The sequence below is a fragment of the Arachnia propionica genome (genome assembly GCF_900637725.1).
GTDB classification, from domain to species: Bacteria; Actinomycetota; Actinomycetes; order Propionibacteriales; family Propionibacteriaceae; genus Arachnia; species Arachnia propionica.
Map to the genome: position 1 here is coordinate 461,201 of NZ_LR134406.1, position 19,025 is coordinate 480,225.

The following is a 19,025-nucleotide window of genomic DNA, read 5'->3' on the forward strand; positions in this document are numbered from 1 at the left end:
CACGGTAAGTGGTATTCACGAGGGGTGCGCCGCATTGATCACGGTTCATAATCGGCTTCAAGACACTTGAAAGTGATGTATTGTTGCCACTGTCCCGAGCAAGCAAAGAGCTTGTGCAAGTTTTAGATGAACAGGAGTTCCCATGGCTCGTGAGGTCCAGATCTTCCTCAAGGATGATATCGACGGTTCTGTCGCGGACCGCAATGTCACTTTCGCTCTCGATGGCGTCGAGTACGAAATCGACCTGAGCGAGGCCAACATCACCAAGCTGGTTCAGGCTCTCGAACCCTGGACCGGTTCCGCCCGCCGCGTGCGCAAGAGTTCCAAGCGCAATACCCAGCGTCGTTCCAACGACGGGCCCTCCACCAATGATGTTCGCAACTGGGCCCGTGCGCAGGGCCACGAGGTCAGCGACCGTGGCCGTATCCCCACCGCCATCATGGCGGCCTACGAGGCGGCCCACTGAAGCTGAACAGTCGACTCTGCTCGGGGGGAATGAGTCGAGAGGACAACTGTCGCATCAGTTGAAACGAACCCTGTAAGGGGCGGGAGCATCGGCTCCCGCCCCCTTGGTGTTGTTTTGGGCCTTCCAACGGCTCGGTTCGGGTAAGCCCAGGATGTAACAGAGTCCATTGCCTTTGGGGCGACGGAATTCCTGTAAGGAGCAGTGGCCGTGGGATCGGGTTTGGAGTTTCGAAGGGCGCGGGTGTATATGACGGGTGTTTCCCCGGGTCGGCGGGAGGTTGGCCGTTCCGCCGGGGATTTGATGGTTCCTGTGATCCGGTCCGAGGAATTGGCGCCGCCCACGGACTGGAGGCCCACGCCTTCCGGGAGATCGGTGAACCCGTTCAGGCTCACTTCCTCCTTCCCCGGCCGGGCGATGGCGTTGTCGCCGAATACCGAATCGAGTTCGCGCCTGTCCACCCCGTCTATCCCGCTAAGGTGCCGGTGCTGCTGATGGCCCTTGTCGGCGGTGCGCGGCAGATCGGTCAAGCCGGAATCAGTGAAGCGGGTGAGTTTCTCGTTCTCTCCATTGCGCTTCCAATGCGCGGTGGCGCAACGTTTCCCGGGTTTGGACGCGCGCACCCGGACCCGCGGCCCTTGGCGCCCCTGACGAACGGTTCCCGGCCGGTGACGGGGCGGCCGGTTGCGTCGCGCCGTGGCGATCGGTGGCGCGTACAGGAGCTCGCCAGCCGCGCCCCGGAGGTTCCCGGCGGCCGCGCCGTTGGGCGGGTGTCTGCGGATCCTTGCGCGAGCCTCTAAGCTGGTATGAGCGGAGTCGGCGCAACGTCGTCGCACACCGCAGGAGGAGATAGAGAATGTTCGAACGCTTCACTGATCGCGCCCGCCGTGTCATCGTGCTGGCGCAGGATGAGGCCAAGCTGTTAAACCACAACTACATCGGTACGGAACACCTGCTTCTCGGTCTGATTCACGAGGGCGAGGGCGTGGCCGCCAAGGCGCTGGAACAAATGGGAATCTCCCTGCAGGCGGCCCGTGAGCAGGTGGTCGAGATCATGGGCCAGGGGCAGCAGGTGCCGTCCGGGCACATCCCCTTCTCGCCCCGCGCCAAGCGCGTGCTGGAGCTCTCGCTGCGCGAGGCCCTGCAGATGAACCACAACTACATCGGCACCGAGCACATCCTGCTCGGGTTGGTGCGGGAGGGCGAGGGAGTGGCCGCCCAGGTGCTCCTGAAGCTCGGGGCCGACCTCGGCCGGGTGCGTTCCACCGTCATCCAGCTGCTGGCCGGATACCAGGGTAAGGAGGCGTCCATGGCGGGCGCCCCGGAGGCCGGGCCGGAGAAATCCAGCTCGCAGGTGCTCGACCAGTTCGGCCGTAACCTCACCCAGGCGGCGCGCGAGAACCGGCTCGACCCGGTGATCGGCCGTGTCAGCGAGATCGAGCGCGTCATGACGGTGCTCAGCCGCCGCACCAAGAACAACCCGGTGCTGATCGGTGAACCGGGCGTCGGCAAGACCGCCGTCGTCGAGGGCCTCAGCCAGGCCATCGTCCGCGGCGACGTGCCCGAGACCCTGCGTGACAAGCAGATCTACACCCTCGACCTGGGCGCTCTGGTGGCCGGTTCCCGCTACCGCGGCGATTTCGAGGAACGCCTGAAGAAGGTGCTCAAGGAGATCAAGACCCGCGGCGACATCATGCTGTTCATCGACGAGATCCACACCCTCGTCGGTGCCGGTGCCGCTGAGGGGGCCATCGACGCCGCCAGCATCCTCAAACCCATGCTGGCCCGCGGCGAGCTCCAGACCATCGGTGCGACCACCCTCGACGAGTACCGCAAGCACATTGAGAAGGACGCCGCCCTGGAGCGCCGGTTCCAGCCGATCCAGGTGGCCGAGCCGTCCGTCGCGCTGACCATCGACATCCTGAAGGGCCTGCGGGACCGCTACGAGGCCCACCACCGCATCACCATCACCGACGAGGCCCTCACGGCCGCGGCGACGATGGCGGACCGCTACATCCAGGACCGGTTCCTGCCGGACAAGGCCATCGACCTGATCGACGAGGCCGGTGCGCGGCTGCGCATCCAGCGGATGACCGCCCCGCCGGACCTGCGCGAGTTCGACGAGCAGATCGCGAAACTGAAGATGGAGAAGGACGCCGCCATCGACGCGCAGGACTTCGAGACCGCGGCCCGGCTGCGTGACGACGTCACCCGCATCCAGGCGCAGCGCGCGGAGAAGGAGGAGGCCTGGAAGCAGGGCGACTCCGACATTCCCGCAGTGGTGGGCGAGGAGGAGATCGCGGTCGTGCTGTCCAGCAGCACCGGTATCCCGGTGTTCAAGCTGACGGAGGAGGAGTCGGCGCGCCTGCTGCGCATGGAGCAGGAGCTGGGGAAGCGCTACATCGGGCAGGAGGACGCCGTCAAGGCCCTCGCCCGTTCGATCCGCCGCACCCGCGCCGGCCTGAAGGACCCGAAGCGTCCCTCCGGTTCCTTCATCTTCGCCGGACCCTCGGGCGTCGGGAAGACGGAGCTCACCAAGGCGCTCACCGAGTTCCTGTTCGGCGACGAGGACGCGCTCATCACCCTCGACATGAGCGAGTACTCCGAGAAGCACACCGCGTCCAGGATGTTCGGGTCCCCGCCCGGCTACGTCGGCTACGAGGAGGGCGGCCAGCTCACCGAGAAGGTGAGGCGCAAGCCGTTCTCGGTGGTGCTGTTCGACGAGATCGAGAAGGCCCACCCCGACATCTTCAACTCGCTGCTGCAGATCCTCGACGAGGGGCGTCTCACCGACGCCCAGGGTCGCGTGGTGGACTTCAAGAACACCGTCATCGTGATGACCACCAACCTCGGTTCCCGCGACATCAGCAAGGGAGTCAACCTCGGCTTCTCGCGGGCCGGGGATGAGGCCTCCAGCTACGAGAAGATGAAGGCGAAGGTCTCCGACGAGCTGAAGCAGCACTTCCGTCCCGAGTTCCTGAACCGCGTCGACGAGATCGTCGTGTTCCACCAGCTCACGCAGTCCGACATCGAACGGATCGTGGACCTGATGGTGGCGCAGATCGAATCCCGCCTGGCGGACCGGGACATGGGCATCGAGCTGACCCCGGCCGCGAAGACTCTCGTCGCCAAGCGCGGCTTCGACCCGGTGCTCGGGGCGCGTCCCCTGCGCCGCGCCCTGCAGCGCGACATCGAGGACGTGCTTGCCGAGAAGATCCTGTTCGGGGAACTGGTCGCCGGGCAGATCGTCCAGGTGGACGTCGCCGAGGAGGGTGCGGAACTGCCGTTCAAGTTCACGGGGATCTCCAAGACCCCGCCGGCTCTCCCCGCAGAGGCCGGTCCCGTCGAATGAACCGCTGAACCAAGAGGGCCCCGACCACATGGTCGGGGCCCTCTTTTTCGTGCCGAGCTGGTTGAGCCGGTCGTGTCGAAACCATCCCTTCCCGAAGCTGGTTGAGCCGGGCTGCGACGAGGGAGCGGTCCGTGTCGAAACCATTCCTTTCCGAAGTTGGTTGAGCTGGGCTGCGAGCGAAGCGAGTGGTCCGTGTCGAAACCATTCCTTTCCGAAGTTGGTTGAGCTGGGCTGCGAGCGAAGCGAGTGGTCCGTGTCGAAACCATTCCTTTCCGAAGTTGGTTGAGCTGGGCTGCGACGAAGGAGTGGCCCGTGTCGAAACCATGGTGACCGGTGCGCCCGGGGTGACTGTCCGGCGGGATCTCTCAGACGGGGGTCTGGGGGCGGGCGTAGGCGGCCTCGGTGATGCGCAGCAGGGCGTCGCGGATCAGACGGGCTCGCGCCGACCCGATCCCCTCGAGCTGCTGAAGTTCCGAGACGGAGACGCTGAACAGCTCCTGCAGCGAGAACCGGTTGATGAGTTTCGTCGTCATGCCCTCCGACAGGCGACCCACCGAGATCAGCAGGCGCGCGCCGCGGGTGTGGATCGGGGTCTCCAGGTAGGGGGATTCGCCGAAGCCGATGCGCTCCGCGACCAGCTGGGAGCTCAGCAGTTCCTCCGCGGAGAAGTTGTGCAGCGGTTCCAGGGTGAAGAGGGACGGATCGGCGAGGTTGTGGGCGTAGTCGGTCCTCAACTGCTCGTCGAGACCGGTGAACTCGCCCACCAACTCCGCGTGCTGCAGTGCTATGAGGCGGCCCTCGACGCCCAGGGTGTCGATGTGGAACTGGGCCTCCGCGGACAGGCGCCGGGTCATCTCGAAGCGCTGGGCGACGAGCACCAGGTCGCGGATGGTGACCTGTTCGCCGACCTCGAGGGCGTTGAACTGGTGGAGGATGCTGCCCAGGCGGTCGACGAAGCGGGAGAGGGTGGCCAAGGTCTGGTTGGCGCGGCTGATCATCTGCCCGGAGGTCTCCACCACGTGCCGGTCCCCGTCCATGAACAGCGAGATCGTGGACATCGAAGCCGACACCGTCACCACGGGAACCCCGGAGGCCTGCGCGGTGCGGTCGGCGGAGCGGTGGCGGGTGCCGGTCTCAGCGGTCGGCAGGTCACCCGCGGGGACGAGGTGAACGCCGGCGGCAATGATGCGGCTGAGGTCGTTGGACAGGATGATGGCGCCGTCGAGTTTTGCCAGTTCCCGCAGGGCCTGGGGGGTGAACTCGACGTCGAGCCGGAAACCACCGGTGGAGACCTGCTGCACCTTCGGGTTGTTCCCCAGCACGACCAGAGCACCCGTGCGGCCGTGCAGGATGCGGTCCAGCCCGGCGCGCAGCGGGGTGCCGGGCGCGAGGCGTCGCTGGTACTGGCGTAGCCGATCCCGCTTCATTTTCCTCCAGAGCCGTCGATCCCCGAGCAAGTTTACAAACCCGGTGAAATCCGGTCTTCCGAAGGCGTGACCGAGCAGGTATGGTTGAACACATGGAAACCAACTCGCCGGATCGCGAGTCGGCGGCTCATCTCCTCGAGCTCGCCGACGACGCCCGTGCGGCGACCATGCATGCCGCAGCCCTGCCGTGGTGGCTGTTCGCGCTGGAGGGGGTATGCGCCGGGATCTGCTGCGGCGCCCTCGTCGCCCAGGCCTGGGTGGTCGCGGCGCTCGGGATCGGCGGGATGCTGGTGGGTGTCCTGCTGCTCCACTGGCGGACGCGCGCCCGCGGCCAGCACCTCGGGTCGTTCTGGGTGGCCTCCACCGTCATCCTGATGTCGGGTTTCGTGCCGGGCTTGTTGCGCGAGGCGGCGGTTTCCCAGCCCTGGATCTCGGTTGGCTACGGCGTGTTCAGCTCCGTGGTGTTCTACGTCGTGCTCCTGCTCGACGAGCGCCGGCGCAACCGGCGTTTCGCCGAGGGGCGGTTCGAGGAGTATGACATCTGGTGAGCAACTTCGACGAGACCATTCACTCCCCGAACCGACTGCGGATCTGCGCGGCCCTCTCGGCGGCCCGGCAGGTGGAGTTCGCCACCCTGGAGCAGGGACTCGGGGTGTCGAAGTCGCTGCTGAGCAAGCAACTCAAGGTGCTGATCGACGCGGGCTACGTCACCTTGGAGCGCAAACCCCAGCCCTTCGGCCGGCCACGCACCTGGGTGGGACTCACCCCCGCGGGTCGCAAGGCCTACCGGAACCACGTTGCCGCCCTGCGAAAAATCATCGAGGAGAACTGAAGCCGAAGCCGGTTGAGCCGGCCTGCGAGCAGCCCGTGTCGAAACCATCCTGCACCAGCTGGTTGAGCCGGGCTGCGATGAAGGAGCAGCCCGTGTCGAAGCCATCGTGCGGGTGTTCGGGGACCTGGGGTCGGGTTCTGGCTACCGGGTGCCAGCGGTGGTTTCGACTCAGCCGTTCGCTTCGCTCACGTGCTGGCTCAACCGGCTTCGGCAGGATCTGCGCTCCTTCCCAACCCCGGACCTCTTCCCTCCCTGCGCACGAAGTGCAGGAGAAGAACGGTTCAACGTCGGCGGGTTCAGAGGGTGTGCGCAACAACAGTTTCTGGAGGTGTGTTGTGCGGTTGGATGAGCAGCGTCGTGGGTTGATGTTGGTGTTGTTGGGGCAGGGCCGGTCGTGTCATTCGATCGCGCGGGAGTTGGGTGGTAGTCCTTCCACTGTGAGGAAGGTGGCTGTCGAGGCGGGGATGGTGTTGTCGAGGGGCCGGGTGGGAGGGGTTGGTGGGTTGAACGAGCATCGTTACAGTCCGCGGCGGCGTCGGCGGCGGTTACGGGAGAACCCGGTGTTGGAAGTGGGAGAGCCAGCGCAGTGGCGTGACGGGCAGGGCCGGTTGACCCTGGCGGGGCGGATCCTGATCGAGGTTCGGGTCGGTGACCGGGTTCCGCCCTCCCAGATAGCTGCAGAACTCGGTGTCCACCGTTCCACGGTCTCCAGGGAGATGAAGCGTTGTCCTGGCCGGTACCGGGCCCAGCCGGCGCAGCGGCTGGCAGACTGGTCACGTCGGCGTCCCAAGGACAGGAAGCTGGTACTCGGGACACCGTTGTGGGACGAGGTGGTGACACGGTTGAACAACAAACATTCCCCGCAGCAGATCGCTCACCGGCTGCGTCAGGACTTCCCGGAGGACCCCACGATGTGGGTCAGTCACGAGACGATTTACCAGGCCCTCTACGTCCAGGCCGCCGGCGGGCTGCGTCATGAACTCACCGTCGAGAAAGCCCTGCGTTCCGGACGTACCACCCGAGGTCCCCGGTCACGGCTGTCCGGGCGGGGTAGCCGTAGCTGGATCGGTGAGGCCACCATCACCAACCGTCCGGCCGAGGTCGAGGACCGGGCAGTTCCCGGGCACTGGGAAGGAGACCTCATCATCGGCAAGGGCGGCACCTCGGCCCTGGTGACCCTCAACGAACGCACCACCCGCTACACCATGATCCAACGGGTCACCAGCCGTGACTCCACCACCGTGACCGACGCGTTGATCCAGATGGCCCGCCGACTCCCGGCCACCTTGATGACGACCCTCACCTGGGACCAGGGCATCGAGATGGCCCAACACGCCCGCTTCACCCTCGCCTCGGGCTGCCAGGCCTACTTCTGCGATCCCCACTCTCCCTGGCAACGCCCCACCAACGAGAACAGCAACGGCCTGATCCGGGACTTCTTCCCCAAAGGCACCGACTTCACCCACATCACCGACACCCAGGTCCAACACGCTGAAGACCTCCTCAACACCCGACCCCGCCGAGTACTTGACTGGGCCACACCAGCCGAGAAAATGGAACAACTACTCAACGTTGCACACACCACTTGAAACCGCCGTCGTGTGGCGACGTTGAACCGTCGAACCTCCGCGATTCATGCACAGCAGGGAGGGATGTGGGCGATGTTGCTGGGGCTTGCCTCCTGTTGTTCGACCGTCTGAGCGGTGTCACGCAGGGAACCGGTTTTGTCGGTGGTCGTTCGTAGACTCCCCGGCATGGCGAAACAGGATTCCTTCCAGTGCACCGAGTGCGGCTGGACCACGGCCCGCTGGGTGGGGCGCTGCGGCGAGTGCCAGGCGTGGGGCAGCGTCGTGGAGCGGGGTGCCCCGAAGCTGGCGAAGGTCGCCGCGGCGGCCCCGTCGCGGTCGGCGCAACGCATCTCGCAGGTCCCCACCGACGATGCCCGCCGCAAACGCACCGGCATCGAGGAGCTGGACCGGGTGCTGGGCGACGGCCTGGTGCCGGGCGCGGTCGTGTTGCTGGCGGGCGAACCGGGGGTGGGCAAATCCACCCTCCTGATCGACGTGGCCGCCAAGTGGGCGGGCACGGGGGAAACCACCCTCTACATCTCCGGTGAGGAGTCGGCCTCGCAGGTGAAGCTGCGCGCCGCCCGTACCGGGGCCGTCCACGACGATCTCTTCCTGGCCAGCGAGAACGACCTCGCCACCGTGCTGGGGCACGTCGAGGAGGTTTCGCCGTCGCTGCTGATCGTGGACTCGGTGCAGACCATCTCCGCCACCGGGGCCGACGGCACCCCGGGCGGTCCCGCGCAGGTGCGGGAAGTGACGGCCGCTCTGGCGCGGGTGGCGAAGAACCGCAACATGGCGGTGCTGATCGTCGGCCACGTCACCAAGGACGGTTCCATCGCCGGGCCGCGCACCATGGAACACCTCGTGGATGTGGTGCTCAGCTTCGAGGGGGACCGCCACTCCGGGTTCCGCATGGTGCGGGCCACCAAGAACCGGTTCGGCCCTGCGGACGAGGTGGGTTGTTTCGAGATGAGTGAGACCGGCATAGTCGAGGTGCCGGACCCGTCGGGTCTGTTCACCACCGTCCGCTCCGCCCCCGTGCCGGGCACCTGCGTGACGGTGACCCTCCAGGGACGCCGACCGCTGCTGGCGGAGGTGCAGGCGCTGGTGGCCCCCACCCCGGGAAACTCCCCGAAACGCGCCACCCATGGCCTCGACTCGTCCCGCATCGCCATGGTCCTGGCCGTGCTGGAACGCAAGGCCCGGTTGCCGCTCAGCCAGTCGGACGTCTACACCTCCACGGTGGGCGGGGCGAAGGTGACGGACCCGTCGGTGGATCTGGCGGTGGCGGTGGCGGTGGCCTCGGCCGCCCTGGACCGGCAGCACCCGCAGCGTCTCCTGGCGCTGGGGGAGGTGGGGCTGGCGGGCGATCTGCGTCGCGTTCCCGGTACCGAACGCCGCCTGGCGGAGGCCGCCCGGCTCGGTTTCGAGCTGGCGCTGGTTCCCCGCGGGTCGCGGGACGTCACCGTGAAGGTGCCCCGCCTGGCGGGATTGAAGGTGGTGGAGGTGGATACCCTCGCCGACGCTCTGGGCATCCTGGACCTGCGCCGTCCCGCCAGCGTTCCCCCTCGCGACGAAGAAACAACCTGATCCGAAGTCTCTTCGAAGCTGGTTGAGAAGCAGACCCGGCCACAACTCCTCAGACATGCTCACCTTGGTTTCGACACGACCGGCTTTCCTTTTTTCAAGCTGGTTGAGCCGGGTCGTGAGGAACGAGCGACCCGTGTCGAAACCATCCTGCAGTCGGGAAGCAGACCCGGACACGCGCACCATGGTTTCGACACGACCAACTGGCGTCCCGCAGGCCGGTTCGAACGATCGCTGTCAGATGACGACGATGCCCTTCGTCGGCGACTCGAAGGTCACCTGGGTGATTCCCGGGTGCCCGTTGGGTGCGATCAGGTCCAGGTGAATCCCATCGAGCGAGTCGTTGACGGGGACCCCCAGCCACTCGGAGAGACGGTTGGCGGAGCCGGAGATCTGGATCCCGCTCAGACGCAGGTCGGAGGTCAGGAAGGATGGGCGCAGCTGCTTGTTCGAAACCCACTGCAGGAAGAACGGCAGCTGGGGATCGGCCATCAAACCCTTGATCCCGAGCTGGCGCCATTCGAGGTGACGTCCGTCGGGGAACTGGCGGGAACCAGGCACCGCGGAACGTTCCAGGCGTTCCTCGAAGGGTGCGATGTCGTCGACGCTGACGGCCCAGCCCAGCCAGCCGCCGCCCATCTCGGAACGGGCCCGCACGGCCTGCCCGAAGGGGGCCTTCGCCGCGGCGGGATGGTCTAGGACCTCCACCACCTCCAGGTAGCGGGAATCCGCTAGGGGGATGATGTAATTCCGGGTTCCGAACCGGGGATGGAAACCACCTTCCTTGAAATCGGCCCCCAGTCGCCCGGCCAGATGCGCGACATCAGCTTTGATGCCTCGCGGCCCGCTGGCGAAGATTACGTGATCGACGTGCATGCTCTCATTCTGCCTTTTGCGATGTGTCATGTCCCAACCGGGTGAGGTGATTCGCTCCAGTGCCGGGGTGCAGTGGGTGAAAGCCCGGAGCAACTTCCGGATCCTCCCGGAAGGCCGCGGCGTGGTCGGTGAACGGCGCTAGGGTTGAGGCCGTGTCCGACCCGGCGATATTGCTCTCAACCACCTCGGTCTACCCCGACTCCACGGCCAGCGCGTTCGATTTCGCCGCCGAGGTTGGTTTCGACGGGGTGGAGTTGATGGTCGGGGTGGACCAGGTCAGCCTGGACGAGGAAGCCATCTCGGAGCTCAGCGACCGGTACCGGGTGCCGGTGCGGTCCTTGCACGCACCGACTCTGCTGATCACCCAACGGGCCTGGGGCAGCGACCCGTGGGGGAAGCTGCGGCGTTCCGCCGAGGCGGCCAGGCGGCTCGGCGCCGACATCGTCGTGGTGCATCCCCCGTTCCGTTGGCAACGCGACTACGGCGAGGGGTTCGCCCAGGGCATCCGGGAACTGAACCGCGCATCGGGGGTGACCTTCGCCGTCGAGAACATGTATCCGTGGCGCACCCCCGCGGGTTCGTTCGCGGCCTACCTGCCCGGCTGGGATCCTACGGACCTCGACTACGACCACCTCACCCTCGACCTCAGCCACGCCTCCACCGCCCAGCAGCGTTCCCTCGACCTGGTGGAGCGTTGGGGCGACCGGCTGGCCCACGTCCACCTGACCGACGGGAAGGGCTCATTCAAGGACGACCACCTGCTTCCCGGGGAGGGCGACCAGGACGCCTGGGCGGTGGTGCGTGAGCTGGGGCGTCGCGGTTTCGAGGGGCACATCGTGCTGGAGGCCTCCACCCGGCGGGCCAGGACAGGGGGGGAGCGGGCCGAGCTGCTGCGCTCGGCGCTGGAGAACACCCGGGAGAACCTGAGGCTGGGGGCGGGCAAAGCGGTTAGGAGAGACTGATGCGACGTTCGGGAGACTGGGTGCGCTGGCTCGTTCTCGGGTCGTGGGTTGCGCGCCGCGCGGCCCGGGATCCGGGGGTCCGGGAACTTGCCAGCAACTACGTGGCCGGGCAGGAGGTCGGTGACGCCATCAAGGTGGCGTCGCGGCTGCGCAGGCAGGGATTGAGGCTGGGCTTCTCCTACCTGTCGGCGGACCACGACCCCGAAGACACCCGGATGGTGATGGACGAACTACTGGAACGCCTGCAGGGCGCCTCGGACGGCTCCGAGGTGGCGGTGAAACCGTCCTCGCTCGGGTTGAAAGAATCGGCCGGGCGGGCCGGCGAGGTTCTGGGGGAGTTGTGCGCGACGGCCGAGCGGCGCGGCGCGCACGTGACCCTGGAGATGCAGTGGCCCGCCGACTACGACGACGTGATGGACCTCTACCGGAGGGTCCGGGAGGATCACCCGATGCTCGGGATCACCCTGCCCGCGAACCTCCTGCGGGTGGAGACGGAGTGCAGACGGCTCGGGGCCGAGGGGGCCCGGGTGCGGTTGTGCGTCGGCTCCTATCCGGCGGGACGGGCCGTCTCCCACGTCACCGAACACGACAAGGCACTGGCCTTGGTGCGCTGCCTGCGGATCCTGATGGAGTCGCGGGCCTACCCGATGCTCGCCACCCACGACCCGCGCATCATCGAACTGGCCCAGGAACTGGCGCTGCGCAACGGGCGCGGACCTGAGAGTTTCGAGTACCAGATGTTCCACGGGGTGCGGCCCCTGGAGCAGCGGCGGCTGGCCGACATCGGGCTGCGGTGCCGCACCTACATCCCGTTCGGCCCCGGCTGGTACGGCTACCTCGCCACCCGCATGGCCGCCCGTCCTCGCATCCTGTTCAGTTACGCCCGCGCCCTTCTCGACAAACGCTGATCCCCGGCCAAGAGATACTGATTCGATGACCTCCTCTCCTGCCCCTCGGGACATGCCGGAATTCGAGCCACCGGCGCAGACACCGGCGCCACTTCGCAGCCGGGAGTCGCCAGTGCGCATGGGTTCTGGAAACGCAGGGGGCGGCGGAGGCGGTGTTGATGGCCGGCCCCGGTTCTCCTGGCCGTTCTTCCTCGCGGCACTCGGGGTTGGGGCCGTCCTCGTCGGAATGGTGCTGGCGCTATCCCAACCGCCGGGAACGGGTGGGAAACCTGAATCATCGACTGCCAGCGGTTGCTCCGCCACCCCCGACGTCGTGGCCCCCTCGGGCGGCTCGGCCCAGTGGCAGCAGGAGTGGAGCTTCGAGGCGGGTGAGGGAAAGTGGGGAGGTGAACCGGGCCAGGACAGGGCCAATTTCTGGAACGCCTATGCACATGGCGACTGCTTGATTGTGATCTCTGGCTGGAAGCCAGGGGAGAAGACGCGCCTGACCGGCTACCGGATCGCCGAGGACGGCCCCAAGCGCCTCTGGTCCATTGAGGAAGAACAGATTTTCGCCCCCGATGCGAATGTTTGGTGGGGCGGGAAACTGGTGTTGGGGAACCGGCTCCTCGATCCCACGACCGGCGCATTGGGCGACGGTCCTTGGAGTGGAGTCCCCGCTGCTCTCTCCAATGATTTCGCGCTGGTCTGCAAGCTCTCACTGCGCACCGTCTGTTCGGGCTGGGACTGGAATGGTGGCGCACCCACAAAACGCTGGACGCAGGAGTACGACGGGAGGCTCTCAGTACTGACCCACAAGGGACTCGCAGGGAACACGGACAAGGGAGCGGCGCTGGCGGAGCTGAGCACCGACCCATCCGCCAAGAAAGCCCCGATCGTGGCCGTGTCCCTGGCGGATGGGTCGCTGCTGGCGGAGTGGCCCGCGGTGGCAAATAACCAGAAGGACCAGTACATCCCGGCGGATGACGGGTGGATTCATGTCGCGCCGGAGAGTGCCGAGGCCTCCGCCGTCTCCCTGACCGGTGAACGGACCTCCTTCCCGCTGACCGGTTCCAACGCCGCATTGTTGGTTGCCGAGAAGGGAAAACCGACCATTGAGCAGTTCCGGGCGGCCTACGAGACCGGTGACGTCAGCTGGGCGCGGGTCGTGATCGACTGTCCGAGCAGCAGGCAGTGCTCCCTCAACGGCAATCCGTTTCTGCTGCCCAAACACATGGCGTATCGGGGAGTCCCGGGCAGGGCGGGTTACCAGCTGGCGTGGTCGATGAGTTCCGATGGCCGGAACCTGTTCATGCGACCCCACGGGCTGGACATCAGGAGGGCAGTGTGTCTGGTCGACATCCCGGGCGGAAAGGACATACCGCTCACCGAAGGCAGTGTGACGAACCGAGGTACTGTCGCACCGCTCATGCGAGACGACCTCGTCATTGCCATCGAGGGTTCCTCACTGGTGGGGTACCGGCCCCGATAGCGTGGTTCCGCCCCATCCCGCTGATCGCCGGATGAACCCCGTGTGATTCGATCCGCTTCGTCGTCGCGGCCCGGCCCGCCCGGTTCACCTCTAGACTGATCCGGTGATGAATCCGGGGCCGGAGGTGCGGCGGCGGCTGCACCTCGAGATGCTGGTGGTGCTGGGGATCTCGCTGGGCCAGTCGGCGGTCTACGCGCTGCTGTCGCTGATCAACAAACTCACCCAGGAGGTTGCGCTCAACCGGCAGACCACATCCATCAACGCATCGAAGACCCCGGACCGGCCGTGGCTGGACCTGGCCTACCAGGTGGCGAACCTGGTGTTCCCGCTGGTTCCGGTGGCCCTGGTGCTGTACCTGCTGTGGGTGTACCAGCGACCCCACGGCGGTCCACTGCGCTCCATGGGTTTCGACCTGCGGCGGCCCGGTTTCGACCTGGGCGTCGGATCGGCGGTGTTCGTCGGCATCGGGGCCGGTGGTCTGGTGCTGTACTACGCCTTCCGTGAGCTGGGGTACAACACCTCCGTCTCGCCCGCGAACCTGGCGGCCGCCTGGTGGACCGTGCCGATGCTGCTGCTGCTCGCCGTCAAGAACGCCGTCCTGGAGGAGGTGGTGATGGTGGGCTACCTGTTCACCCGCTGGCGCCAGTCCGGCGGCGGGATCCTCGCGGTGCTCGCCGGCAGCGCCCTGATCCGCGGCGCATACCACCTTTATCAGGGTTTCGGGGGGTTCGTCGGAAACGTCGTCATGGGTCTGCTGTTCGGCTGGCTCTACCTCAGGACCAGGCGGGTGATGCCGCTGGTGGTGGTGCACTCCCTCCTCGACATCTTCGCCTTCGTCGGCTACGCCCTCCTCAAACCCCACATTCCCTGGCTGTGAGGGGCCCCGTCCGGTTGCGGTCGTTCCACACGACCGGGACGGACGTTGCATCGGCGCGACTGTCTGGGATTCCTTCTAGGATTGGGCCCATGCGAGTTGGAGTTTTTGGAGCCACCGGTCAGGTCGGCGGCGTGATGCGCAAGTTGCTGGCGGAGCGGAACTACCCCGTCGATGAGATCCGCTACTTCGCCTCCGAGCGTTCCGCGGGCAAGGTCCTGCCCTGGGGGGATCGCGAGGTCGTGGTTGAGGACATCGCCAAGGCGGATTTCCACGGCATCGACGTGGCCCTGTTCTCCGCCGGTGGCGGCACATCGAAGCAGTGGGCACCGGAGGTCGCCCGGGCCGGCGCCACCGTCATCGACAACTCCTCGGCCTGGCGCATGGATCCGCGCGTGCCGTTGATCGTCTCCCAGGTCAACCCGGAGGACGTCGACAAGGCTGAGCTGGGCATCATCGCCAATCCCAACTGCACCACCATGGCCGCCATGCCCGTGATGAAACCCCTCCACGACGCGGCCGGCCTCGAAGCCATGCAGATCACCACCTTCCAGGCCGTCTCGGGTTCCGGGATCTCCGGGGTGCGCACCCTTGCGGAACAGATCCGGCAGATCGACGACCCGCAAGTGCTGGCCCACGACGGCTCCGTCCTCGCGCCCTCCGATCTCGGCCCCTACGTCAAACCCATCGCCTTCAACGCCCTGCCCCAGGCGGGTTCCTTCGTCGACGACGGTGAGGGCGAGACCGATGAGGAGAAGAAACTGCGCAACGAGTCACGCAAGATCCTCCACATCCCCGGGCTGCTGGTGGCGGGCACCTGCGTGCGCGTGCCCGTCTTCACGGGACACTCCCTCAGTATCCACGCCCGGTTCTCCCGCCCCATCACCCCCGACGAGGCCCGCTCCCTGCTGACCGGCGCCCCCGGCGTCGAGCTGTCCGAGATCCCCACCCCCCTGGAGGCCGCGGGCAAGGATCCCAGTTACGTGGGCCGCATCCGGCGGGATCAGAGCGTCGAGGACGGGACCGGTCTGGTGCTGTTCGTCAGCAACGACAACCTCCGCAAGGGAGCCGCGCTCAACGCCATCCAGGTCGCGGAGCTGTTGGTCCGATGATCTCCGTCATCGGGGCAGGGGCCATGGGAGAGGCGCTGATGGCGGGCTGGATCGCCGCGGGCACCTCACCCGACGAGATCGTCGCCGTCGACCAGGACACCGACCGCCTGGCGAGGCTGCGGGAACGCCGCGGGGTGCGTTCCGTCGAGGTGTCCGGGGTGAGCGTGGCCGAGGTGGTCGTGGTGGCCGTCAAACCCCACCACGTCGCCACCGCCCTCACTGACATCGCACCCCATCTGGGACCGGAAGCCGTGGTCGTCTCCGTGGCCGCCGGCGTGACCCTGGCGCGGCTGACCGAGGTGCTGCCCGAGGGGCAGCCGGTGATCCGGGTCATGCCCAACACGCCCGCGCTGGTCGGCCGGGGGGTCGCGGGCCTCGCGGCTGGACCCACCGTCACCCCGGAACAGATCGCCAGGGTGGTGGCGATGATGGAGGCCGTCGGGATCTGCGTGGAGTTGCCGGAGAGCCAGTTCGATGCGCTCACCGCGATCTCCGGTTCCGGGCCGGCCTACCTGTTCCTGATCGCGGAGGCGATGATCGAGGCCGGGGTCCACCAGGGCCTCGGACGGGATGTCGCGACGAGGCTGGTGAACGGCACTTTCGCCGGGGCCGCGGCCATGCTGGAGGGGGTGGACGCCTCGGCCACCGAGCTGCGGGAACGGGTCACATCCCCGGCAGGCACCACGGCCGCTGCCCTCCGGGTGCTCGACGAGAGGGCCGTGCGGGCCGCCTTCCTGGCCGCCGTCGAGGCTTGTGCCCGTCGCAGTTCGGAACTTTGAGCGAGCAATGACCAGTCCCGGTCGGCGATCCGCGGCACCAGCGAGGGAAGCGTCAAGGCCGGGAACCCGAACCGTTTCGATGCCTGGAACAAGCACCGCCATGGCCGCAAGACCACCGGGGGAGATCGACGCGGGTCGAGCAACCCGGTGATTCCTCGTCCGCGTTTCACGTCTCGCAGGGTGTGAACAACGGTTGGCGTCCCGGTGGCGTCGCACGTTACGATAGGGAACCTGCCGGGATCGTCCCGGCATTTCCCTGTACCCCGCTTCCGGGGCGGTTACTGAAAGGCGAACAGTGGGCTCTGTCATCAAGAAGCGCCGCAAGCGCATGGCCAAGAAGAAGCACCGCAAGCTGCTGAAGCGCACGCGCATTCAGCGCCGCCGCGCCGGCAAGTGAGCTGATCCCCGCCCGCCCGAGGCGGTGCGGGCCAACCCTGCAGGAGTCTGTGCGTGATCCACACCGAGGAACCGGAACCGACCGGGACGCCCATGGGGGTGGTCACGTTTGTCGGTTTCGGCCCTGGGGACCCCGGGCTCATCACGTGGGCGGGCAGCCGCGAGGTAACAGGGGCTGATCTTCTCGTGGTCGACTCCCCGACCATGGTGGAAGAACTCGCCTCGGTCGGTATCGAACCCTTGGGCGAGGTCGTCCAGGTCGAGGCCGACGAGGTGGCCCAGTTGGTCGCTGCCGTGAGCGACGGGCGTTCCGTAGTGAGGCTCGTCGAGGGGGACTTCTTCACCGAGGCCGGGCACGTGGACGTTCTGCGGCGGCTCCTGGAGGGCAAGCGCATCCGCACCCACCTGATTCCCGGAATCACGACCTGGAACGCGGCCCTGACCTACGGGGCCGTCGCTCCCACTTCTGTGATGGGTTTCTGCGACGCCTCCGTCGAGCTGCCCGGCAAGGATGGCTGGCCCAAGCGCGGCACCGTGGTGATCCGTGCCACCGACGAGTCGATTTCCCGGGTGGTCGCTGAGGCCCGAGCCGTCTATGGGGAGACCGCCGAGGTGCTGGAGTTGACCGGGCTCGGCGGCACCTCCCAGAAAACCCGCCTGACCACGTGGGGTGATCTCGGATCCGAACCCTGCGGTGGGCCGCGGTTCCTGCTGTTCGGTCCCGGCATCGGTGACGTCGCCCGCGCCCGCGTCGACTGGTTTGAGTCCAAACCGCTGTTCGACTGGAGCGTTCTCGTGCCGCGCACCAAGGACGAAGTCACGGAGCTGACCGATCACCTGGCCCGTTTCGGGGCATCCACCGAGGTGGTGGCGACGATGTCCATCGAACCGCCCCGCACGGAACAGGCCATGGAGAAGGCGGTTCGCGGCATCGTCGACGGGCGTTTCCTGTGGGTGGTTTTCACCTCCCAACACGCGGTGCGGGCCATCGTCGACAGACTCGCGGAGTATGGCCTGGATTCGCGTGCCCTCTCCGGTATCCAACTGGCGGCGGTCGGCCGCGGCACGGTGGAGGCCCTCGGCCGGGTCGGCCTCACCCCCGACCTGACACCGTCGGAGGGCGACACCGCCCACGACCTGGCGTTGGAGTTCCCCGCCTACGACGACCTGATCGACCCCATGGCGCGGGTGCTCGTGCCGACCGCCGACGTGTCGGTGGCGGATCTGGTGCAGGGCCTGACGAATCTCGGCTGGGAGGTCGAGGAGGTCACCGCCTACCGCACGGTGCGGGCCGCCCCGCCGCCCGCCGAGATCAGGGACCGCATCAAGACCGGGTTGTTCGACGCGGTGGTGTTCACCTCGTCGTCGGCGGTGCGCAACATGATCGGCATCGCGGGCAAACCCCACACGACCTCCATCATCGCGGCCATCGGGCAGGCAACCGCCTCGACCTGCGAGATGCACGGCCTCAGGGTGGATGTGGTGGCGGACTCCCCGAACTTCGAATCGGTGGCCGTCGGTCTGGCGCGTTTCGCGGACGAACGCCGCGCCGACCGGCTGGCGCAGGGGCTGCCGGACACGAAACCCTCCCAGCGGCGACGCCGGCGCCGCAGGGACCCCAACCGGGGGGCTTGATGCAGCAGCGGCCGACGGTGGTTCACCTGATGCGGCACGGGCAGGTCCACAACCCCGAAGGGGTGCTGTACGGGAGGCTGCCCGGTTTCGGGCTCTCGGAACTCGGCCACGAGATGGCCGCCCGGCTCGCCGAGTACTGGGACGGCACCCCGCTGACGCACCTGCGCTGCTCGCCGCTGCAGCGGGCCAGGGAAACCCTCGCACCCACCGCCGAACTGTTCCCGCAACTCGACGTGGTCATCGACGAGCGCGTCACCGAGGCCGCCAACGCCTTCGAGGGCAAGGTTTTCGGCGCCGACAACAAGGCCCTGCGTGACGTGCGCATGATCCGGTACGTGTTGAATCCGCTGCGCCCCAGCTGGGGTGAGCCCTACCGGGAGATCGTGGCGCGGATGCGGGCCGCGATGGGTGACGCCGCCGCCGCGGCCGGCCCGGGCGGGCAGGCGCTGGTGGTCAGCCATCAGCTGCCCATCGAAATGGCCCGCCGTGACGCCGAGGGCAGGCCGCTGGCCCACGATCCGCGTCGCCGCCGCTGCACCCTGGTTTCCGTTACCTCCTTCACCTTCCGTGACGGTTTCATCACCGCCGTCGACTACGCAGAGCCCGCACGAGACCTGCTGCCCGCCAAACGGGGGCGCCGGTTCCGGGTCGGGACCTGAGCATGCGAACCGCGCCTGGGGCCTCTTCCCAGTTTCAGACAGCGGGAGGCACAATGGTGGCTTGTTTCCCCAATACCCGGAAGGAGCCGACGTGAGGGAATCCCACGCCACGTGCTCCACCGGG

Annotated in this window: 17 protein-coding genes; 15 read left to right on the forward strand and 2 right to left on the reverse strand. The window is 67.2% G+C overall.

Going from position 1 to position 19,025, the window contains the following annotated elements:
• Positions 1-142 precede the first annotated feature (142 nt).
• Both EL272_RS02060 and EL272_RS02065 read left to right on the forward strand, forming a co-directional pair.
• Positions 143-466: a histone-like nucleoid-structuring protein Lsr2 gene (locus tag EL272_RS02060; protein ID WP_014845547.1), complete on the forward strand. Its 324-nt coding sequence runs from the start codon at positions 143-145 to the stop codon at positions 464-466.
• 853 nt (positions 467-1,319) lie between these two features.
• Positions 1,320-3,815 carry an ATP-dependent Clp protease ATP-binding subunit gene (locus EL272_RS02065; RefSeq protein ID WP_014845549.1) on the forward strand — a complete coding sequence of 832 codons (2,496 nt, stop codon included), beginning with the start codon at positions 1,320-1,322 and terminating at the stop codon, positions 3,813-3,815.
• A 365-nt stretch (positions 3,816-4,180) separates the two neighbouring features.
• Here EL272_RS02065 and disA read toward each other — a convergent pair whose 3' ends face one another.
• Complete coding sequence (gene disA / locus EL272_RS02070; RefSeq protein ID WP_014845550.1) at positions 4,181-5,242, reverse strand: DNA integrity scanning diadenylate cyclase DisA; 1,062 nt, start codon at positions 5,240-5,242, stop codon at positions 4,181-4,183.
• A gap of 92 nt (positions 5,243-5,334) precedes the next feature.
• Between disA and EL272_RS02075 the strand changes: the two genes are divergently transcribed.
• The 4 genes from EL272_RS02075 to radA all read left to right on the forward strand — a co-directional run bounded on the left by EL272_RS02075 (position 5,335) and on the right by radA (position 9,232).
• Positions 5,335-5,790 (forward strand): hypothetical protein, encoded by a 456-nt coding sequence (locus tag EL272_RS02075; protein ID WP_014845551.1) that lies wholly within the window; start codon positions 5,335-5,337, stop codon positions 5,788-5,790.
• Positions 5,787-6,074, forward strand: coding sequence for a transcriptional regulator (locus EL272_RS02080; protein WP_014845552.1), 288 nt, complete (start codon positions 5,787-5,789; stop codon positions 6,072-6,074). Before EL272_RS02075 ends, EL272_RS02080 begins: the two co-directional genes overlap by 4 nt.
• Positions 6,075-6,634: 560 nt before the next feature.
• Entirely contained in the window at positions 6,635-7,663 is a 1,029-nt protein-coding gene (locus EL272_RS02090; RefSeq protein ID WP_244926085.1) for an IS30 family transposase, read from the forward strand.
• Positions 7,664-7,828: 165 nt separating this feature from the next.
• Positions 7,829-9,232 (forward strand): DNA repair protein RadA, encoded by a 1,404-nt coding sequence (gene radA / locus EL272_RS02095; protein ID WP_061788346.1) that lies wholly within the window; start codon positions 7,829-7,831, stop codon positions 9,230-9,232.
• Between the two features lie 234 nt (positions 9,233-9,466).
• Here radA and EL272_RS02100 read toward each other — a convergent pair whose 3' ends face one another.
• A complete protein-coding gene (locus EL272_RS02100; protein ID WP_014845555.1) occupies positions 9,467-10,105 on the reverse strand; it encodes a VOC family protein in 639 nt (212 codons plus the stop codon).
• 152 nt (positions 10,106-10,257) lie between these two features.
• Here EL272_RS02100 and EL272_RS02105 point away from each other — a divergent pair, with 152 nt between their 5' ends.
• From EL272_RS02105 to EL272_RS02145, 9 genes are all read left to right on the forward strand, one after another.
• A complete protein-coding gene (locus tag EL272_RS02105) occupies positions 10,258-11,067 on the forward strand; it encodes a sugar phosphate isomerase/epimerase family protein (RefSeq protein ID WP_014845556.1) in 810 nt (269 codons plus the stop codon).
• Complete coding sequence (locus tag EL272_RS02110) at positions 11,067-11,975, forward strand: proline dehydrogenase family protein (RefSeq protein ID WP_061788345.1); 909 nt, start codon at positions 11,067-11,069, stop codon at positions 11,973-11,975. The genes EL272_RS02105 and EL272_RS02110 overlap by 1 nt, the downstream gene beginning before the upstream one ends.
• 118 nt (positions 11,976-12,093) lie before the next feature.
• Positions 12,094-13,446, forward strand: coding sequence for a hypothetical protein (locus EL272_RS02115; protein WP_123823907.1), 1,353 nt, complete (start codon positions 12,094-12,096; stop codon positions 13,444-13,446).
• A gap of 106 nt (positions 13,447-13,552) precedes the next feature.
• Entirely contained in the window at positions 13,553-14,323 is a 771-nt protein-coding gene (locus EL272_RS02120; RefSeq protein ID WP_014845559.1) for a CPBP family intramembrane glutamic endopeptidase, read from the forward strand.
• Between the two features lie 80 nt (positions 14,324-14,403).
• On the forward strand, positions 14,404-15,432 hold the full coding sequence (locus tag EL272_RS02125) for an aspartate-semialdehyde dehydrogenase (RefSeq protein WP_041697070.1): 1,029 nt from the start codon (positions 14,404-14,406) through the stop codon (positions 15,430-15,432).
• Positions 15,429-16,211 carry a pyrroline-5-carboxylate reductase gene (gene proC, locus EL272_RS02130; RefSeq protein ID WP_061788344.1) on the forward strand — a complete coding sequence of 261 codons (783 nt, stop codon included), beginning with the start codon at positions 15,429-15,431 and terminating at the stop codon, positions 16,209-16,211. The genes EL272_RS02125 and proC overlap by 4 nt, the downstream gene beginning before the upstream one ends.
• 295 nt (positions 16,212-16,506) lie before the next feature.
• Positions 16,507-16,608 (forward strand): 30S ribosomal protein bS22, encoded by a 102-nt coding sequence (locus EL272_RS02135; protein ID WP_042842924.1) that lies wholly within the window; start codon positions 16,507-16,509, stop codon positions 16,606-16,608.
• A gap of 53 nt (positions 16,609-16,661) precedes the next feature.
• The gene (locus EL272_RS02140) at positions 16,662-18,242 is read left to right on the forward strand and encodes a bifunctional uroporphyrinogen-III C-methyltransferase/uroporphyrinogen-III synthase (RefSeq protein ID WP_014845562.1); all 1,581 of its coding nucleotides are present in this window, start codon (positions 16,662-16,664) and stop codon (positions 18,240-18,242) included.
• A complete protein-coding gene (locus EL272_RS02145; protein ID WP_061788343.1) occupies positions 18,242-18,901 on the forward strand; it encodes a histidine phosphatase family protein in 660 nt (219 codons plus the stop codon). Before EL272_RS02140 ends, EL272_RS02145 begins: the two co-directional genes overlap by 1 nt.
• Positions 18,902-19,025: the final 124 nt, after the last annotated feature.

What these genes read in the sequence shown, in the direction of transcription:
- EL272_RS02060 (WP_014845547.1), top strand. Translation starts at nt 143, where the DNA reads ATGGCTCGTGAGGTCCAGATCTTCCTCAAGGATGATATCGACGGTTCT.
- EL272_RS02065 (WP_014845549.1), top strand. Translation starts at nt 1,320, where the DNA reads ATGTTCGAACGCTTCACTGATCGCGCCCGCCGTGTCATCGTGCTGGCG.
- disA (WP_014845550.1), bottom strand. Translation starts at nt 5,242, where the DNA reads ATGAAGCGGGATCGGCTACGCCAGTACCAGCGACGCCTCGCGCCCGGC.
- EL272_RS02075 (WP_014845551.1), top strand. Translation starts at nt 5,335, where the DNA reads ATGGAAACCAACTCGCCGGATCGCGAGTCGGCGGCTCATCTCCTCGAG.
- radA (WP_061788346.1), top strand. Translation starts at nt 7,829, where the DNA reads ATGGCGAAACAGGATTCCTTCCAGTGCACCGAGTGCGGCTGGACCACG.
- EL272_RS02100 (WP_014845555.1), bottom strand. Translation starts at nt 10,105, where the DNA reads ATGCACGTCGATCACGTAATCTTCGCCAGCGGGCCGCGAGGCATCAAA.
- EL272_RS02110 (WP_061788345.1), top strand. Translation starts at nt 11,067, where the DNA reads ATGCGACGTTCGGGAGACTGGGTGCGCTGGCTCGTTCTCGGGTCGTGG.
- EL272_RS02115 (WP_123823907.1), top strand. Translation starts at nt 12,094, where the DNA reads ATGGGTTCTGGAAACGCAGGGGGCGGCGGAGGCGGTGTTGATGGCCGG.
- EL272_RS02120 (WP_014845559.1), top strand. Translation starts at nt 13,553, where the DNA reads ATGAATCCGGGGCCGGAGGTGCGGCGGCGGCTGCACCTCGAGATGCTG.
- proC (WP_061788344.1), top strand. Translation starts at nt 15,429, where the DNA reads ATGATCTCCGTCATCGGGGCAGGGGCCATGGGAGAGGCGCTGATGGCG.
- EL272_RS02145 (WP_061788343.1), top strand. Translation starts at nt 18,242, where the DNA reads ATGCAGCAGCGGCCGACGGTGGTTCACCTGATGCGGCACGGGCAGGTC.